Genomic DNA, 17,553 nt, shown 5'->3' on the forward strand with positions numbered 1-17,553 from the left:
TTTATGCTTGATTACAAACAGACAGATAAGGGAGATTTAGACCTTTCTACCGGCGACCTGTTGGTCGCGGAAAGCACCTACCAGCACCAGCGCGACCTGCTCTATTCGGACAAAGGCCATATCCGGCAGAAGGCGGAAGCCGGTGTCGGCGCGGTGAACTACATGATGGATAACGACCCGGAAGGCCTTCTCCGTGCTACGCGCAAGGAGTTCACGGCCGATGGCATGAAAGTGACAAAGGTGGCTTTCGCCGCCTATTCAAACGATTTGAACGTGGAGGCACGATATGAAAACGATTGAGGTACAAGACAAGCAGATATTGCTGGACATCGTCCTGCAACACTACGGGACAGCGGAGGCCATGGGTGAGATCATGGCGAACAACCCCGGACTGGAAAACGAACCTTCGGCTGTCATGGAAGCCGGCCGGGAACTCGGCCCTTTCTACCCTGACATCAAGTTGAGGGCGGGATTAAGGGTAAGCGTCGATGATGACAGCCGCCTTGTCAAGAAGACGGTGGTCGGTAAGATAAACGGAAGTGTCACCACTTATATGGAAACGCCATGGCGAGAACGATCCAGAAAATAGAGGAAAGCATCACGGGAAAGCTACGGACGAGCTTCAGCCTCTCCACCTCGGCGGCCTCGGAATGGCGGTCGTGGGTCCATTGCGTCGCGTACGCCATACACATGTTCGAGCTGGCGCTTGACACGTTCAAGGCGGAGACCGAGGTCTTGGCCGCGAGAAGCGTGGCGGGGACCCTCTCTTGGTATAACGAGCGGTGCCATGAGTTCCAGCTCGGTTACGACCTGACGTTTGACACGGATACGGGACGGCTGGGGTACGATGTCACGGACGAGTCCGCCCGCATCATAAAGGTGGCCTCGGTGATACCCTCCGAGGACGGGACCGTCGTTTTCCGGGTGGCGACACAGGACGAGGAGGGGAATATCGTCCCCCTGTCCGATACGCAGCTGAGAAACTTCACGGACTATATAGAGGCGATAAAATTCGCCGGGATCAGGACCTCGGTAATCTCGACATACGCCGACACGCTCCGGTATGAGCTGACGGTATATTATTCCCCCTCCTCGACGCTGGATTTCGTCAGGCGGTCCGTGAGCGAGGCACTTGACGGCTTCCGGGCATTACGACGGTTCGGCGGGACAGTCTACAGGCACAAGATGATCGAGGCGGTGACGGAGACGCCCGGGGTCGTGACCGCGGAATTGCGGGCCCTGTCATCGAAAAGCCACTGGGAGGACTCGTACAGGGACATCGGGGCTTACGCCGACCTCTACGCTGGTTATTTCAATTACGCAGGGGACTGCGAGATAGATTTTGTTCCACTCAATGATACACGAGAATGAACGTGGTTTTGGATTTCAAGGGGCTCGTGTCGCAATACCTCGCCCCCCATCGCCGGCAGCCGAACCGCCTGGGCTGGCTTTGGGGGCTTGTCGACCTCCAGCAGGTATTTGACGACTTCGCCTCGTGGAGGCGGGATACCCGTTACCGCCTTGGCGTTTGCGGGCAACGGATGACGCTGGAGGAGTTCCTTGCCGATAAGTACGGCGAGGGGATACGGGTGCTCTCGTATGATGACGGACTTTGGGGGATCGGGTTGAGCGGCGAGCCGGCGCATTGGCTGCCGGTCAGCTTGTCCGGCGAGGAGGGCGTGCTGGCCCCGATCCCCCTCGCCGGCGAGGCCGGGGAGGGATTCGACGGCTTCGATTTCCTTGTGTTGATCCCGAAGGGGTATGACACCGGGCGGATAAGGGCGGAGATAGACAGGTATAAATTAGCGGGAAAACGTTATAAAATAAAGTCAATATGAGAAGGCACGTACAGGAACCCGGCATAAGGAAGTGGTCGGGAACAGATTTAATAGAGTTGGAGAACGAGCCGTTGAAGGCGATAGACGGTTTCTTCTGTGAATATGGGGACATGGTCATCAAGGGGTGCGAGGTGGACAGGCAGGCCGGGCGCGTGTCGGAGGGCTTGGTGGGCCTGTCGGGTAAAGACCCGGATGGTAACGAGGTCTACTGCGTATGCCCTTTCAGGGGGGCTTCCGGCATCCCCTCCTTTCCCGTTTACCTCGTGTTAAGGTACTCGGAGAGCGACAGGACGTACGCCGATGGGGTCACCCGTCCCATCGCCTATGATTACGAGGCGGAGTTGCTTTATGAAAGGCCGACGGACAGGCCTTCCCTGCCGTTGGGGGATGATGGCAAGAACCGGTTCGTCGACAAGATCCAGGACGAGGGGCACAGGATGGTGTCCGACTCGGACCGGAAGAAATGGGACGACGGGTTGAGCGGGGCGGGCCATTCGCATGCCCAAGCCACGACAGCAAAGCCAGGATTCATGTCGGCGGTGGATAAGATGAAGGTGGATAAGATCGACGGGGATTATTCCCTCATACCCGCCATCACGATTCCTCTTGCGGTTAATGGCTTAACCGGAGAGGAGGATTACGACGGTGTCATGACCGCGTTTGGAGGAAAAGAAAAATTTGACGGCATCGTGAATGGGGTTATGAGTGGAGCTTTTCTTGTGTTCTCTAAAGGGGTTTTCGTATCTGCGGACGCAGGTATGTTTTCCGGCAATACACGTTACCTATACATGGGGTATCAAAATACCGTGTCACACAGTGAGGATATCGTTCTCACGAGCCTGAAAATAAACGTTTCTCACGAGAATAGGTCCGTGACTCTTAAGATCAACAAGGATGTAAGGCTTAAAAAGAAGCTGGAGGCCGATCATTGCCTTGTCGATCCTTTATATGTTTCAGACGATGCCAGCCTGGTCCGGTACCTCGAAAGAATGGGCGGGTTCAAAGGGCTTTATTATGCGGTAAGAGATAATGAGCCTTTCTCTTTTTATTCACAAAACAATCCTTATGAGCAAATTTTTCCTATTCGTGCAGAAGCCGGGGGAAACGGTAGTTACAAATCGGTCGATATCTATACGATGGATTGTGAAAAAAACAGTATTGTTCGTACTACCATACGGGATGAGAACGGCTCGTTCGAGAACTTGTCACGTACTATCACCAAAACCCTGATCACGACAACATATGTCCTCCCCAGCGGTTTGATTGATTTAACAGAAGGATCCACTTCCGGTGAAATAGAAAGAGCCGTGGGAGGTGAGTCCGGATTGAGGAATATCACGCAAGCCATCAAAGACGGGAACCTATTGCTCTTACGAGGGGATATTGGAGGGTCTTATCGTTCTGTAAACTTGAGCGGTGGTATCATGGAAGGTGATAACGGCGATATTCAAGTCCTTTTATCGGGCCAATCGTACGGGCTATGGGGAGGTTTGTATTCTTCTACCTGTATGATAGAATACTCCAAGGATGACAATACCTTCAGTTGCTTTTTTTTAACCCTTAATGGGTGATCAGGAGAGGGGATATCAAACCTTGACAATCTGTATATCTAAGATAAATACCGGGGAAATAAGAAAGCCCCCGGCTGTTAGTAAAGACGCCAATCACATACTAACAAACAAATGCGAGTAGCCGCACGACCGGGGGCTGTATGCCTTCAGTCGCGACTACTCGTTTTTGTTTCATGTGATTGGCGTCACAAATATAATACATATTTCAATATGACCGTATTCGACATTTTAAATCTGTATCAAACACCTTTCAGATGGATGTTAAAAAGTGGCATTCATATAGAGGACGTGAATTATATCGATCTGTACAAGGACTATTCCCGGATGATCGCCCATGGTGATAAGGTGACTTACGTAGTGGCGGTACTAGCCGACAAATATCAGGTAAGCGAGCGAAAGGTGTACACCTTGCTCAAGCGATTGTCGCATGACTGCGAGCCGCTTGAGCATTGATCCTATGCAAGAATGATGCAGTGTAATCATTCTGAAAAATTATGCTCTATTTTCTCTTTTACCCACCTTTGTAGTATAAAACAAAAACGGAGTATGGAGATTTACAAAAAAACAACTTTAGGCAACCTTATAATAAAAGATATTCCGAAGGTTTTAGCTAAAGAATTGATAATTGAACATCATTATTCGCACAAGTGGAATGACGGTGGCTTCGGCAAGTTCAATTATGGAATATTTAGAGAGGAAGAACCGGATAAATGTTTAGGTGTTGCAGTGTATGGTTTGATGAAAACGCCCTATGCGAAAATTTTTAGCCATCCTGATCCCAACGCATGGATGTGCGAATTGAATCGGATGTGGATAGATGATATTTTAGGGCATAATGCAGAAAGCATTCTGATTGCAGCATCTATCAAGTTGTTAAAAAAAGCAGCCCCTACATGTGTTGCGGTGCAAAGTTTTGCAGACGGACGGTTAGGGTGTGGAACAATCTACAAAGCAGCCAATTTTGCTTATTATGGTTTCCACTATACAATATTTTGCCGTAATAAAAGATCAGGGGAAGTTACACATAAACAGATACTAACAGACAGCACGTCGCCAAGTGGTTATTTACGGGCAAACATCGCATTTTTAATAGGTGATTTAGAAATATTCCAAGTAAAGACATATAGGTACATTTATCCACTTTGCAAAAAGTTCAGATTCTGTCGTGAACCGCAACCTTACCCGGCATACGATAAAGGCGAAGAGCCTACCCAATGGAAACGCAATACAGATAAAATCAAATCCAACATTATAAGGTTGCTTGATAAAGTAGCTGTTTAAAGTCAATGCGACTGATTACTTTATTCATTATAGTATTGATTTTATACGACCTATGCAAATTTCAAAATTGCTTTTTCAAGTAAGAGAAGTTAAAATTCAATGGCATTAAAAACAGTGTTTGAATATTGTTTTAATGCCATTGAATTTTATCCAAAATCGAACCGCTTCGTTTTAGCATCCCGACGAAAATCAAACCATTTCGTTTTAAAAATTCGTTTGGGTGGTTTTGCGGATTATAGGTAGGAGCTTTTCGGCTGTTCTTATGTTATCTATTTATGAGGAATCCATACGCATATCTATTTTAAGGTTAACACTCTGTTTCCTGCTCTCCTATCAAATAGACACACGACAAATCTAAAAGGATGAGTCGTTATAGCTAATTTTTTTATTTTTTCATCCGGACTTCTATCTTGCCCCCTTTTTCCTCGAATAGTACAGGCGTGATTTTCTCTAACTCTTTTAGTACCGTGGTTAAATTCGTACTATCCGTCGTAATCGTATATGTATATTTCAACGCCATGGAGTCTTTTATCTCAAAAGACACACCATAAGTCCTAGCTATTGTTTTCATCACTTCAGGCAAAGGCGCACTTTTAAATACCAATACATTCCGCCTCCATGCGGAATATAACTTGACATCATGTGAACGGACAACCTCGCAACGGCCCGATAGCTTATCGTAAACCGCTTTCTCACCGGGACGCAATTGATACGACTTGAATGATTTGGATTTTAGCTCGATCGATCCGGTCTCTAAGGCAATAAATATAGCGTCTTCCTCCGGATAGGCCTTTACGTCAAAAGTGGTCCCCAAAACCTTAATATCCATATAGGAAAGATTTACAACAAACGGCCTGTTCTTATTTTTCGCGACCTCAAACCAAGCTTCCCCTTCCAGATAGACCTTCCGTTCGTAAAGACCAAACTTTTTCGGATACCGTATCCGGCTCCCTGAATTTAGATGCACCTTGCTCCCATCTTGAAAAAGCACTTGCATGCGCTCACCATTAGGGACATAAACCTCATCGTATCCATCATCCGCCAATAAATCCACTTGTGAGTTAACACGCATGAAAAGACCGATAAACAAGGCCACCGGTATCAAAATGGCTGCCGCATACGCAATAAGACGGCGTATACGCTGGCGATGAAGCTGGCGCACGATCCGCTGATACATCACGGCCGATGGCACCGGATGGTCGATCCACTCCTCCTCCTGTCCCATGTGAATGGCTTTCTCATCCATATCCATACGCTTAGCAAGCCAAGCTTGCCCCTCTGGTGTCTTGAACCAGCGAACCACCTCACGGGCTTCCTCGGGAGTCGCCTCATTATCCAGTGTTTTTTCTATAATTGACAGATCCGGTATTCTCATATATATCTTCCTTTTTTAATTGACACGCCAAACGATCAATAGGATGAGTTCCACAAATATAAAAGAAATAAAAATAACCGTTCAAAATGTGTCCGAAGTATTTTTATCGCTTGGGCATAATGAGTTTTAACGGTTGGCACCGAGATACTCATCTTATCGGCGATTTCCTGATTCGATAGATTTCCTTTCAACTTATATAAGCAGACTTGCCGTTTTTGCTCGGGTAAGTGTTCGATCGCTTGGTAGAAATGTTCCATCATATCCTTCTCTTCAATCTTGGCCAACAACTCATCCTCATATTCCGGCGAAGATTGCACGATCTCATAGTTTTTCTCTAATGCGCTATTATTATTCCGGATCTCATTCAACACATGGTTTTTCAGCATCGTATAGAGATAGTTCCGCAAGTTTACGTTTATCATCAACAAGGAATGCGACTCCCACAGCCTCAAGAATACTTGTTGCACGGCATCTTCCGCGGCGAATGAATTTTTCAGGTATTTATACGCTAATACGTACAGTAATTTATGATACCGCTCATAAATAACCGTGAACGCATCCTCACTTCCCTCTCTCAATGCGGAAAGCAGATCTTCATCACTTCGTATGGATTTCTGGAAAAAAGACATCACCCTATATTACATACGACTCGCTATTCAATAACCATTCTGCCTCTTTTTTCATGACATCCGGTATTGGCGTGACAGAACCTTCGCTGATCGACCGTATAAATTCCGGATACTCTCTGCGATAGACCTCAAGCATACGGTTCGCGAAGACGAACATCATCGTATATTGTATATTCGCCAACCGGTCGCACATCTTTATGAACGACGCGAATCTCGTATCCCGTATCCCCTTATAATAGGTCTCATTGGCACGTTCTTTCCTGTTGCGCCCTTTCTCATTAGTCAAGGCATATACGATTTCCGGAACTTGCTCTTCCAGCTTCCGTTTGATCTCTTCCGGCAGTACCAAACTCCCTACTCGAAAATCATCGATAAATTTCACGATATCATTGTAAGTCATCCGTGCGTCTTCTATCGTGTCATGCAGATAGGCACCCGCATACAAGATCAAGATGTCCGCCTCACTTTCCGCAACCAAATATCCATACCGTGATACGAACGAGGCCGCCATTTTCAAATGGAAACCATAGGGTAATACGTGGTCGTATTTCTGGTTTACGTCATCGTGTATCTGGAACGCAGCTTTCTCCAAACAGCTGATCCAAGGATAATAACGTTCTACAATAGAGACAAATAACTGTTTTTCCATTTTTTTCGGTACTTAAGATTAATCTTTGCGCATGGCAATATTAACAATTAATTAAATAAGGCTCGCCACAAAAGTAGTTATTTATTCAAATATTCAAAGAAACCGCCTTTATAACAAAGGCAACCACACCCAAAGCAATGAAGTTAACTCACTTAGACAGGGTTAAATCGAGTGAATCATACGACTTCCTTTCTTTATTATGGATACAATTATTATATTTGCAATAAAATGTATTTATAGTATGGAGACAATCGCAATGATAAACCCTTTTGTCGTGGGTAGATATGTATCAGACAAATATTTTTGTGACCGCAAGGAAGAGACAAAGCTCTTGAGTAAACAAATTGAGAACGGACGTAATGTCGCGTTGATTTCTCCACGCCGTTTGGGTAAGACCGGATTGATCCAGCATCTTTTTCATCAAGAATCGATAGAAAAAGATTATCATGCGTTCTTTGTGGATATTTATGCCACCACTTCATTGGCAGAATTCGTATATTTATTAGGAAAAGCCATCTACGACGAATTGAAGCCAAAGAAAACAATTTGGGCGGAACGGTTCTTTCAAATCATAACCTCATTGCGTGCGGGTTTCAAACTGGATATGGTAACCGGTGAACCAAGTTTTGATATTGGGCTAGGAGACATCCAAGCGCCACAAACAACGCTTGATGAGATCTTCACTTATCTAGAGACCGCAGATAAACCATGTATCGTAGCGATCGATGAGTTCCAGCAAATTGGCAGCTATGAGGAGAAAAATGTAGAAGCGTTATTGCGAACCAAGATTCAGCAATGCAAGCAGACTATGTTTATCTTCTCCGGCAGTAAACGCCACTTGATGAGTAATATGTTTAATTCCTCTTCTAAGCCTTTTTATCAAAGCGCTATTAGTATAGGACTTGAGCCAATACCCATTAATATCTATGTGGAGTTTGCCAACCGACTTTTTGAGGAAAAGGGAAAGCATATTGATAAATCTGTAATAGACCAGGTTTATCGGATGTTCGATGGCTATACTTGGTTTGTGCAAATGATAATGAACGAACTTTTCGCATTGACCGGAGAGGGCGAACGTTGTGGTATGGATAAGATAGAAATAGCCCGCAAGAATGTGATTCTAACACAAGAAAGTAGTTACAAGGATCTACTTGCCAATCTCGCTCCCAAACAAAAACTTGTTTTACAAGCTATAGCCAAAGAGGGCAGGGCAGAAGGTATCACGTCATCGGCATTTATCAAGAAATACAAGCTGCCCTCAGCCAGTTCTGTACAATCTGCGATCAAACCTCTGTTGAAAAATGATTTGGTAACACAGGAAGATGGTTCTTATAGGGTATATGACTACTTTTTTGCGGATTGGATGGCTAGAATGTATTGAACCTCTTGTTTGTAAATATCCGAAAGAGGTAAAACTGACAGGAGCGAGTTCTTCGGAAGAGGACCTTTCAGCATGGTAAGGTCGTGAGAGGCCAAACTTTCCTTTCCTCCATCGACAGCCCTAAATAGGTTATTTTATAATCTTTCAGTTCTCCTGTGGCACGTAAAAAATGTACTCCTTTGTCTCGAAGGATATCAAGGTCAATATTCTCTGCTTTTCGAGCTACAAAGAAGTAAAGAGCTAGTTCCGAAACCACCGTCTCGGAAACGACGGTTTCTGTAATGCGAAAATATATAAATAATCGAATAAAACAATACTTCGATAAATAATTAACGAACTATCTCAAAAACAATGGAGTCAGTAGAAACTCAATGGGGATAGGCGTATCAGTTAGCCATGCGAAAAAGGTATCTTAGTTTCATTGGCAAAGTATCCTAAGTTCATTGGCGAAGTATCTTAGGTGCATGGGGCGATGAAGATACGATACTTTTCGCCTTGACCGAAGAGGGTGAGTATTGTGGCCAGTTCCGTACAATCCGCGGTAAGAAATCGAGCAGAAAAAGTAAGTGAACTTCGTTGACAAAGTAAGCGAACTTACTTTACGACTGAAAATAAGCCATTTAGGCAGTTTAATTAATCGCTCGCAAAAGGCTTCTCAAGTGGTTAGTTATTCACTTCCCAAGCCGTAAGCTAGCGGCTAGGTATAGCCGTTAGTTATTCACTCGACAAGCCGTTAGTTATTCACTTCAGAAGCCAATGGAAGTTCCTGTTTGCTTATCCCTTTTACAGAATATTGCCATGGAATAATCCGTTTTTAATGTTGCTACATCGTGTTACACCTAATTATACGCGCACAAAAAAACGTGTGAACCGGATGATTTGATAACGAACGAAGCTGGTTTACTTTGGAAGTGGAAATGAGACATTAGGGAGGATATCTATCACAGACATCCTCCCTACTTATAGACAAACACTTATGACAACATTTCACCGATAAGTGTTATTAGATAATTAGATTGTTAAACAAAAAGCTCAAAACATAATACCGATACCTAGGCATCCCTCAAACATCTTAAAACCATTTGTCTGTATGCCCAAAGATACCGCTAAATTATTGATACGATAAATACCTCCCACCTCAGCCTCAATACCAGAATACGAGATTTCATTGTTCTTTAGCCAAACATGCTCTACAGTTTCCCAAGCCACGTTTTTATACCCATATCCTGCACCTACGTACAAATAAAGAGGAGTCAACACACGTTGCAACAGACCTCCTGTTATCGCCAAACGACTATATTGTTTATTGCCATTATACCAATAAGTATCCACAGTATTTTTATCGACCTCTTTTTCAGACGAGATAGAACCGAAATCCGATTTCACCTTAATGTAACCTCCTGTCTTTTTAACAATACCAATCATTATCCCGTAAGACAAACGAGAAGAGCCATAACTTAGATTTGGCATGACCAAGGTTCTCAGTTTATTATTTTTATCTTCCACAAGCTTCACCACAAGCTCATATACTTCTTGCTTCCCGATTGATTGTGGAAACTCATAACGTATGACCCCATATTTCTCATGTTTGATGGTAAGACGACGGCTTTTTTCGGTCATATATACAACCACTTCTCCTTTCCTATAAACCGGATCTCCAATGGTGTTTCCCTCAAACTGGAAATCCTCGCCAGTAGTGACCACCTTTATGATCGAACAAGGATTATCATTCAAATCCAAACGAGGTTGCGTACGTGCCTCTAAATCACGCCCCAGTTTCTGGAAAGATTTAACTTGGATCTCTTGGGCTAAAACGCTAACGTGTATTCCTACAAGAAAAAATATGTATATTACAATGCTTCTCATATAACAGCTTTTTTATAGATCTAAAATAGAAGGTTTAAGCTTTTTTCCATTTCTTAGCAAACTATTAAACGTTTTAGTTCTTACAACCTCATTTATTGATATAATACTTTTTGTAGATAGTCCATTTGGACTAACAAAACACTCGAAAGGATCGACATCTCGAAGCCCTCTAATAAAAACACTTCCTGCTTTAAATCCATTGGAGTTATCATTTTTATTGATTAGATAAATCGTACTATTTGATAAAATAGCATTATAAGTACCTGTTAGCAAAAAAGAAGGTCCTTCACTTTTTATTTCATTAGGAGTCTCTAAAATATCAACTCCATTAATATTATCTTCCGCTTCAAAAACAACCTTACCATTTACACAATATTGCTCTTCATAGGCACCATTATTTGGCATAGCAATAATATATGGAGTATTCGCATTTAAAGAAGTCACATTTTCAAATCCTTTTTTAGTCAAAGCACGTAACCAAAAAGGTTTGGCGTTCTTTATTTCACTATTGAATGGAGCTAAAATCCTACCATCTTCATGTATTACTTTTTGTACATTAAACGGTAATACTATAGTTTCCCAACCGGCTGACTCTCCTTGTCCTGTTATTTGTTTAAAATCATGTGTATACATTATCTTTTTAGCTTTAAACTTTTTAGGGCAATAAAATGGCTTAGCCTCATCTGCCGTAAGAACTATTTTTTCCGCAACACCATTGTAAACTATATTATTCCATTTAGCAGGCACCTTAACATCTTTACTTAAATAAACAATACAATTTGGCGACATTCTATCATCAAACATATCTGATATAATATCCATTGAACTATCCCAAAATACATATCGCATAGTAGTCGATTCAAAGGCATATGTACCTACGCTTACTACAGAAGCAGGAACTTTGATATATTCTAGCTTTGTATCATTGAAGGCACCTCCACCAATATTTTTAACCGTACTTGGAATTATGACTGATGAGATTGGACAGGCAAAAAAAGCGTCAGAGCCTATGCTTTCCAAACCTTCGGGTAGTGAGATTGATTCTAATTTAGAACATCCCCGGAAAGCGCTACTCTCTATTTCAACTAAAGACTTAGGCAACGTCACAGATATCAAGCTTTCACATCCTTGAAATGTATCAGAAGGAATGGACTTAAGATCAGCTAAAAAAGTTATAGACCTCAGATTTGGACAATATGTAAATACATGCCCTCCCATACTCGTGACATTCTCTGGTATTTCCATAGAAGTAATCTTGCTAGCTATAAATCCTCCTTGATCAATTGATGTTACGCTCTTAGGTATAACTATTTTCTCACAAGGGGAAGATTCAAACAGATTTCTTGTAATTTTATTATTCTCAGTACTTTGAGGATCACTTGAAGACCAAGAGTAAATACCATATTTTTCTCCTCCCGCAACAATATCCGCATTTTCTAAATTTAGCACTTTCAAATTGTTCATCGATCGAATACAATTTATATCTGTTCCATTTATTGGTCCAACAATAGTCAGTTCCTTTATAGAGGTGACATCGGTTACTCTTTCCGATAAAGTTCCAGCATTCTCCAATGTTACGTTTTGAATACTAGCACTCCCTTCCTTTAAAGACATTACAACATCCGACTTTTTAGCCTCATATATCAATAGATCCTCTTGTTGACAAGAATACTGTATTAACATTAGAACCAAACTACTTAATAGCAGCCAATTACTACATTTATAATTTGCTTTCATCTTTATATAATTTAATTTTTATCAGGATTATCATTATCATTTATATTAGGAGAACCATCACCAACATCCATTTTTACAACATCACTATATACCGTACCAGCTACACTTGTCGCATAAACACGTATATAATAAATCGTAGATTGCTTCAAATTTGTGATCTGCCCATTTAACCTATTACCAGATAAACCCGTATTTATTTTCGAATCAATAACGCTAGGAATAGTATTAACCGTACTATAACAAACCCCACATTCCGTTATTTCTGATTCACTTGTTACAGTAGCCCTCACCGTAGCGACATTTCCTTCTCTCGTTATATTCACATCTGATACAACTGGCAATCCCATCGTTACTGTCTTTACTGTTGCTATGGCGCTATACACCTCTTTATCCTTTTCTCCGAGGACATAAACACAAACATAATATTGTGTATTTGGCTTCAAACCTGAGATTGTTGCACTTTCAGAACTAAATTCAAGCACACTAACATTCTCTCCATCTAATTTCGGAGATTGGTTTGTCGAACTATATAAGAACATACGTTTCTTGATAGATCCACTACTAGAAATCGTAACATGAGCGGCAAAACTTGTTTTCTCTACGTTCGTAAATGTTATCGCACCTATAACAGGAGTAGGATCCGCACTTGTCTCTAATGTTTCTATTGGACCATAAGACACCTCCTTTCCTGTCTCAACAAAAGCCCGTACAAAATATTTCTTATTTGGAGATAGACCTGTTATTGTTGCTTTCAAATAGTCTCCCTCTATATCCGTAACTTCTAAGATTGTTGCGTTTTTAAGTTCCGGAGCTCCTGAGTTACTATAACAAAAACCTTTTCTCAATATATTGTCACTTCCTTGTTTAACCTTTGATTGAACATCCGCTGAAATGTCTGTCACATTACTAATCTCTACAGTTTCACATATTGGCTTAATATACTCTTTAGTCACAAACTCAATTCTCTCACCATAAGCTGCTTTTGAACCATTTTTCGCATAAGCTCGTACATAATATTTAGTTTTATCAACTAAGCCTGTCAATTTATACGTAAAATCTTTTTTATCTTTTACAGGTACAAATTTATCCACATCTTTTACAGGATCCTTATCCACAGTCGTATAACAGAATCCCATCTCTTTAATTTCAGAAGAACCACTATTCTCCAACGAGCCACTCAATATAGCCCAATCAGAACCTAAAGCCTCTGTCCCTACTTTATTCGTGAGCACCACCGGAGCCTCAAATCCTTCAGTTGTAAACTCAAGAGTATCTCCATTTATAGTTCCATCTTTATTTGTCGCAAATGGATAAATATAATACATAGTACCTGGAGATAATTTATCGATTGTAACTTGAAAAGATTCAACAGAGACTAATTTAGGTTCAAACTTCTCATCCTCTTGCTTTTTATAAAAGAAACCACACTGAGTAATATTAGACCCTCCATTATCCAATATACCGCAAGAAGCCGATAAACTATATTCTCCTACCGAAAGTATTTTCATCTCACCCAATAATGGCTTAGATGTGGTCAATGTGGTGAAAGAAGAAGTTTGGGTTTTCATCATATTTGTTCCATTACTGACATACATGCAATAATAGTATTGTTTGCCCGGCTCTAAATCCGTTAATGTCTTTTTAAAAGATTTTCCCACAGAAAAACTTTCATCTTTTATAGGAAAAGGCATAGTCGCAGGATCATCGGGAATTAACTCTTTAGAAAGTGAACATAAAAAACCAAAAACACTAACATTACCACCAATACTACCATTAATCATACCTTCTACCACAGCCCCTTTTCTAGAAGGTATAGGATCACTAAAAGTCCCTTCTATTGACGTCCATTGCGGACTTTCCTCATCTTTACATGAAACTAAACACAGACAAGACAATGACACAAAAAGAAAAAATATTTGATTTATCTTTCTCATAACTAATCATCTTAAATTAATCAACGCACTTTTAAATATCAAAATCCTCCACTTGGAATATCTCCTCCTCCGGCAACTTCGTATACTGATCCAGCATCTCCGGCTGCCAAGTACGAACATGAATCTTTGGGGCATCCTCGTTCGTGAAATCCCATAATAAGAATAAGTAACCCACGTCGCTGTAGCGATCCGATGTATAGCCTTGCTTCAAGGTCACTCCATAGAAGTTGGGTTTAGCCGGATGGCGGATCACATTGATATCATCAAAGATGACATTGATTCGTTTGTTTGTCTTAAATATATTTGTAAGGTTAGTCAAGTATTCTTTCTTTGTCTGTTTCGTATAAATAACCTTAGGATCAGGCATAAATTTATTCATATCCGTGGGAACTGCCTTAACCACTTTTCCCGTTATGATCAATGCGTCATCACTAAAAATCTGGTTCAAGAAATTGATATCTTTCGTATTATAAGCCGTACGGAATTGTTCTACATAATCCAAGATCATTTGACGATAACGGAAATCTGATACCGCCTGATTACTTTTCAAGATTTTCGTGTACAAGTTTGTCGCTAACGCTAAATGGAAATCAGTAATCATTCCGTTGCGGTCAAAACCGATTACGGCCTCTTGATATTTATCTTGAGTAGAGTTGTCATCCTTGATCGTCAAGAACAACGGGATATTACGAACCTGAAATTCCTTGCCATTCTTTAGGCAACGCTCTATGACTTCCGTCTCGCCACATCGAAACGGGGTATTGTCCCACAACATCATAATCGTATTTTGAGCGTCCTTGGATATGTTTAAACCCGAGAAATAAGGCTGTGAATCATTCGCCTGTGCCGTATTTATCTCCGTCAGTAACTTACCGATAGACTGCTGCACTTTTTCTTTTAGCGGAGCATTATCCAAATCTGTCAAATAAAATTCCGTAGCGTACTGCGCACGAGCTACCCACGCAAATTGAAAACATACGATCAATAGGATCGCTTTAGCTATTAACTTTTTCATATAGATTGTTCTTTATCGTTTATTAAAAAATCTGGAACCAGATCACACCATGTCCCTTATAATTATTCAAAGAATCTTCCGTATTTGTTTTAAGGTTCAAACGTTCCTTATCTCCTTTCCCTAGAATCGTGATAACCTCGCTTTTCTTAAAAATCGCCAGATAACATCTATCCGGAGAGCGCATAGTCTTGATACGTCCATAGATAAGGGTGCCTTCCTCTTTTTTCTGGCCTAATAAGGAGATCAGTTCTTTATAGGTTTGCGTTTCCAATAATTCTTTGACAATAGGGTCTAAAGCCGGAGCCGGTGGACTAGAAACCGTAATATCTTCCGGCTCGGCAGCGACCGGCTCTTCAACTTGAGTAACAGGAGTGGCAATCACCGTAGTAGTCACCGGTTCCTCTGTCGCAACTGAAGTTGCAACAGCAACGGGAACCTCCGTAACAGCCTCTGTTGGATCACCCGTTACTTCTGAAACTACCTCTTGAGCCTTATCTTGTAATGTAGCCTCAGATTCCCCAGCTTCTTGTGTTTGCTGTGGCTCCGGTTGTGAAGTAACATCCGGCTTCGCTTCCGGAACGAAAGCCAATATCTCATTTTGTGCGGCCGTCGGCAATGAATCATTTACCAAAGCCTCCGATACTTCCTCTATCTCATCTGGTAAAATCTCGTCTTTTGAGGGTTTCACTTCTGCCAACTCCTCGTTTTTCACCTTCTTTTTCTTCTTTCCGGGAAATAGGTAATCCTTCATGATGTAGGTAAATACCCGAAAGAGATCCCCTTTCTTAATAGTCACATTCTGGCATTTGTCCTCGATAACATCCCAAATATCTTCCACATCCTCCTTGGACATGTGGAAACGTTCGGCGAAAATAGCGTTTACGTTCGTACGGAGCAGATCCATTGAGTTTTGTTGCGCTTCCGATAGATTCTCTTCCGTCACGGCATCCGCATACACATAATCCTCGCTCAACTTGATCTCCTTGATTTTCTCCTTATTTTCCTTATCTTGTACTGTTGCCTCCTGAGCGAAAGCGACGATCGGGAAAAGGAGTAAGATGAATAAGTAACTCAGTTTTTTCATACGCTTATTATTTTATTTGTTATTTATCTTGTTTTTTGTTAGAATCACCGTATAAACTACTCACATTATGCATAGGAACAAAGGCATACAATTGAGCCGTCACAGGATAAGATCCCGGATTATCCCAAATACGCATATCTACATTGAAATACAAAATATGATTATACCCCAATGACCGGTTCACCATTATGGCCGTTCCTGCCATAGAATTTTCGTTCTGTCTCTCAATGCCAACGAATATCTCACAACCATTTTCCCTACAAAAAGATATGAAATCAGTAAGAGGGACCGTGAAAAGCTCCCGTTTACCTCCATACATTCGTTGAGTGATTTCAATTTTGATCATTGAGTCGGGATAAGCCGTAAATAAGTTTGCCACCGATTCTACAGGATTAACACGATCATATATTAATGAATAGGTATGATCCGCTCTTTTTGTATAATATCGATAGGACGTAATATCTTCCAAACCATAAAAATCACCTTCTGAACGATAACAATTATCACGAATCAAACTCATTTCAGTAGGAAGTGCCTCTACAGGCAAATTCCTTTCTTTTGACAAAAACGCCTTTAAGCCATCTTGAAACTGGCCCTCCGCCTCCTTCTTATTCATACCCCAAATCAGTTCATACTGTATAGGAAAACTTATCGATAAGATAGGCCGCTGATCTTCCAACCAAGTCACAGCGTATTTACTATTATCCGTCGTTATAATAAAGGATTGATCTTGTTTGATTTCCCGAAGGCTTTGTTTTAAATTCAAATATATCTTATCATTCAGTTTCATTCCAAATCGAAATAGTACTCGGTCTTCTTTCAAACGTTCCTTGATCGCAGGTTCATCTTTCATTAATAAGACCCATAGCAAGTATCTCTCCACAAACAAATAAACAGGAGAAGGATAATCGGCGATGATCCGGCGATCGAACAATTTAATTCCCACATGATTTATAGTACCCTTAGCATCTGCGGCCAAAATCAAATTCTTTCCCGGACATACCGAGCCTAACGAATATTCACCCGCAGCCTCGACATCTAAATGGTTCTTTCCCATTAGTTCTATTATCTCTTCGATCTTTCTATTCTCACATTTTCCATTGTCGCCCCATATATCTGGCAGACAGGTAAACATACATATCAGAATGATCCCGAGAGAAACATATTTCCTCTTTCCTCTCTTCATCAGCATC

17 protein-coding genes are annotated in these 17,553 nt (G+C 41.6%); 8 read left to right on the forward strand and 9 right to left on the reverse strand.

Annotated elements, in window-relative coordinates:
• Positions 1-3: 3 nt before the first annotated feature.
• The 7 genes from D7V92_RS02315 to D7V92_RS02345 all read left to right on the forward strand — a co-directional run bounded on the left by D7V92_RS02315 (position 4) and on the right by D7V92_RS02345 (position 4,690).
• Positions 4-300 (forward strand): hypothetical protein, encoded by a 297-nt coding sequence (locus D7V92_RS02315; protein ID WP_057327578.1) that lies wholly within the window; start codon positions 4-6, stop codon positions 298-300.
• Positions 287-589 (forward strand): hypothetical protein, encoded by a 303-nt coding sequence (locus D7V92_RS02320; protein ID WP_121772195.1) that lies wholly within the window; start codon positions 287-289, stop codon positions 587-589. Before D7V92_RS02315 ends, D7V92_RS02320 begins: the two co-directional genes overlap by 14 nt.
• The gene (locus D7V92_RS02325; RefSeq protein ID WP_121772196.1) at positions 565-1,371 is read left to right on the forward strand and encodes a baseplate J/gp47 family protein; all 807 of its coding nucleotides are present in this window, start codon (positions 565-567) and stop codon (positions 1,369-1,371) included. Before D7V92_RS02320 ends, D7V92_RS02325 begins: the two co-directional genes overlap by 25 nt.
• Before the next feature lie 170 nt (positions 1,372-1,541).
• On the forward strand, positions 1,542-1,838 hold the full coding sequence (locus tag D7V92_RS21950; RefSeq protein ID WP_147441508.1) for a hypothetical protein: 297 nt from the start codon (positions 1,542-1,544) through the stop codon (positions 1,836-1,838).
• The gene (locus D7V92_RS02335; protein ID WP_121772198.1) at positions 1,835-3,409 is read left to right on the forward strand and encodes a hypothetical protein; all 1,575 of its coding nucleotides are present in this window, start codon (positions 1,835-1,837) and stop codon (positions 3,407-3,409) included. Before D7V92_RS21950 ends, D7V92_RS02335 begins: the two co-directional genes overlap by 4 nt.
• Before the next feature lie 210 nt (positions 3,410-3,619).
• The gene (locus tag D7V92_RS02340) at positions 3,620-3,862 is read left to right on the forward strand and encodes a hypothetical protein (protein ID WP_057327796.1); all 243 of its coding nucleotides are present in this window, start codon (positions 3,620-3,622) and stop codon (positions 3,860-3,862) included.
• 93 nt (positions 3,863-3,955) lie between these two features.
• Positions 3,956-4,690 carry a hypothetical protein gene (locus D7V92_RS02345; RefSeq protein ID WP_057327573.1) on the forward strand — a complete coding sequence of 245 codons (735 nt, stop codon included), beginning with the start codon at positions 3,956-3,958 and terminating at the stop codon, positions 4,688-4,690.
• Between the two features lie 385 nt (positions 4,691-5,075).
• On the opposite strand, the gene D7V92_RS02350 is transcribed toward D7V92_RS02345, so the two are convergent.
• Genes D7V92_RS02350 through D7V92_RS02360 form a run of 3 tightly spaced genes read right to left on the reverse strand, consistent with a single transcriptional unit; the run spans position 5,076 to position 7,343 of the window.
• Positions 5,076-6,065 (reverse strand): FecR family protein, encoded by a 990-nt coding sequence (locus D7V92_RS02350; RefSeq protein WP_008773710.1) that lies wholly within the window; start codon positions 6,063-6,065, stop codon positions 5,076-5,078.
• Positions 6,066-6,100: 35 nt separating this feature from the next.
• Positions 6,101-6,694 (reverse strand): RNA polymerase sigma factor, encoded by a 594-nt coding sequence (locus tag D7V92_RS02355; protein WP_034532049.1) that lies wholly within the window; start codon positions 6,692-6,694, stop codon positions 6,101-6,103.
• A 4-nt stretch (positions 6,695-6,698) separates the two neighbouring features.
• The gene (locus tag D7V92_RS02360; RefSeq protein WP_008773712.1) at positions 6,699-7,343 is read right to left on the reverse strand and encodes an HD domain-containing protein; all 645 of its coding nucleotides are present in this window, start codon (positions 7,341-7,343) and stop codon (positions 6,699-6,701) included.
• 241 nt (positions 7,344-7,584) lie between these two features.
• On the opposite strand from D7V92_RS02360, the gene D7V92_RS02365 reads away from it, so the two are divergent.
• Complete coding sequence (locus D7V92_RS02365; protein WP_121772199.1) at positions 7,585-8,724, forward strand: ATP-binding protein; 1,140 nt, start codon at positions 7,585-7,587, stop codon at positions 8,722-8,724.
• Between the two features lie 1,032 nt (positions 8,725-9,756).
• On the opposite strand, the gene D7V92_RS02375 is transcribed toward D7V92_RS02365, so the two are convergent.
• Genes D7V92_RS02375 through D7V92_RS02400 form a run of 6 tightly spaced genes read right to left on the reverse strand, consistent with a single transcriptional unit; the run spans position 9,757 to position 17,546 of the window.
• Positions 9,757-10,590 carry a hypothetical protein gene (locus D7V92_RS02375; protein ID WP_121772200.1) on the reverse strand — a complete coding sequence of 278 codons (834 nt, stop codon included), beginning with the start codon at positions 10,588-10,590 and terminating at the stop codon, positions 9,757-9,759.
• Positions 10,591-10,602: 12 nt separating this feature from the next.
• A complete protein-coding gene (locus tag D7V92_RS02380) occupies positions 10,603-12,327 on the reverse strand; it encodes a leucine-rich repeat domain-containing protein (protein ID WP_008773715.1) in 1,725 nt (574 codons plus the stop codon).
• 11 nt (positions 12,328-12,338) lie between these two features.
• On the reverse strand, positions 12,339-14,261 hold the full coding sequence (locus tag D7V92_RS02385; RefSeq protein ID WP_034532050.1) for a hypothetical protein: 1,923 nt from the start codon (positions 14,259-14,261) through the stop codon (positions 12,339-12,341).
• A 31-nt stretch (positions 14,262-14,292) separates the two neighbouring features.
• Positions 14,293-15,276, reverse strand: a complete 984-nt coding sequence (locus D7V92_RS02390; protein WP_121772201.1) for a nuclear transport factor 2 family protein — start codon at positions 15,274-15,276, stop codon at positions 14,293-14,295.
• 22 nt (positions 15,277-15,298) lie between these two features.
• Positions 15,299-16,360 carry a hypothetical protein gene (locus tag D7V92_RS02395; RefSeq protein WP_121772202.1) on the reverse strand — a complete coding sequence of 354 codons (1,062 nt, stop codon included), beginning with the start codon at positions 16,358-16,360 and terminating at the stop codon, positions 15,299-15,301.
• Positions 16,361-16,379: 19 nt separating this feature from the next.
• A complete protein-coding gene (locus D7V92_RS02400) occupies positions 16,380-17,546 on the reverse strand; it encodes a hypothetical protein (RefSeq protein ID WP_147441509.1) in 1,167 nt (388 codons plus the stop codon).
• Positions 17,547-17,553 lie beyond the last annotated feature (7 nt).

Origin of the sequence: Parabacteroides sp. CH2-D42-20, from assembly GCF_003670185.1 — a bacterium.
GTDB classification, from domain to species: Bacteria; Bacteroidota; Bacteroidia; order Bacteroidales; family Tannerellaceae; genus Parabacteroides; species Parabacteroides distasonis.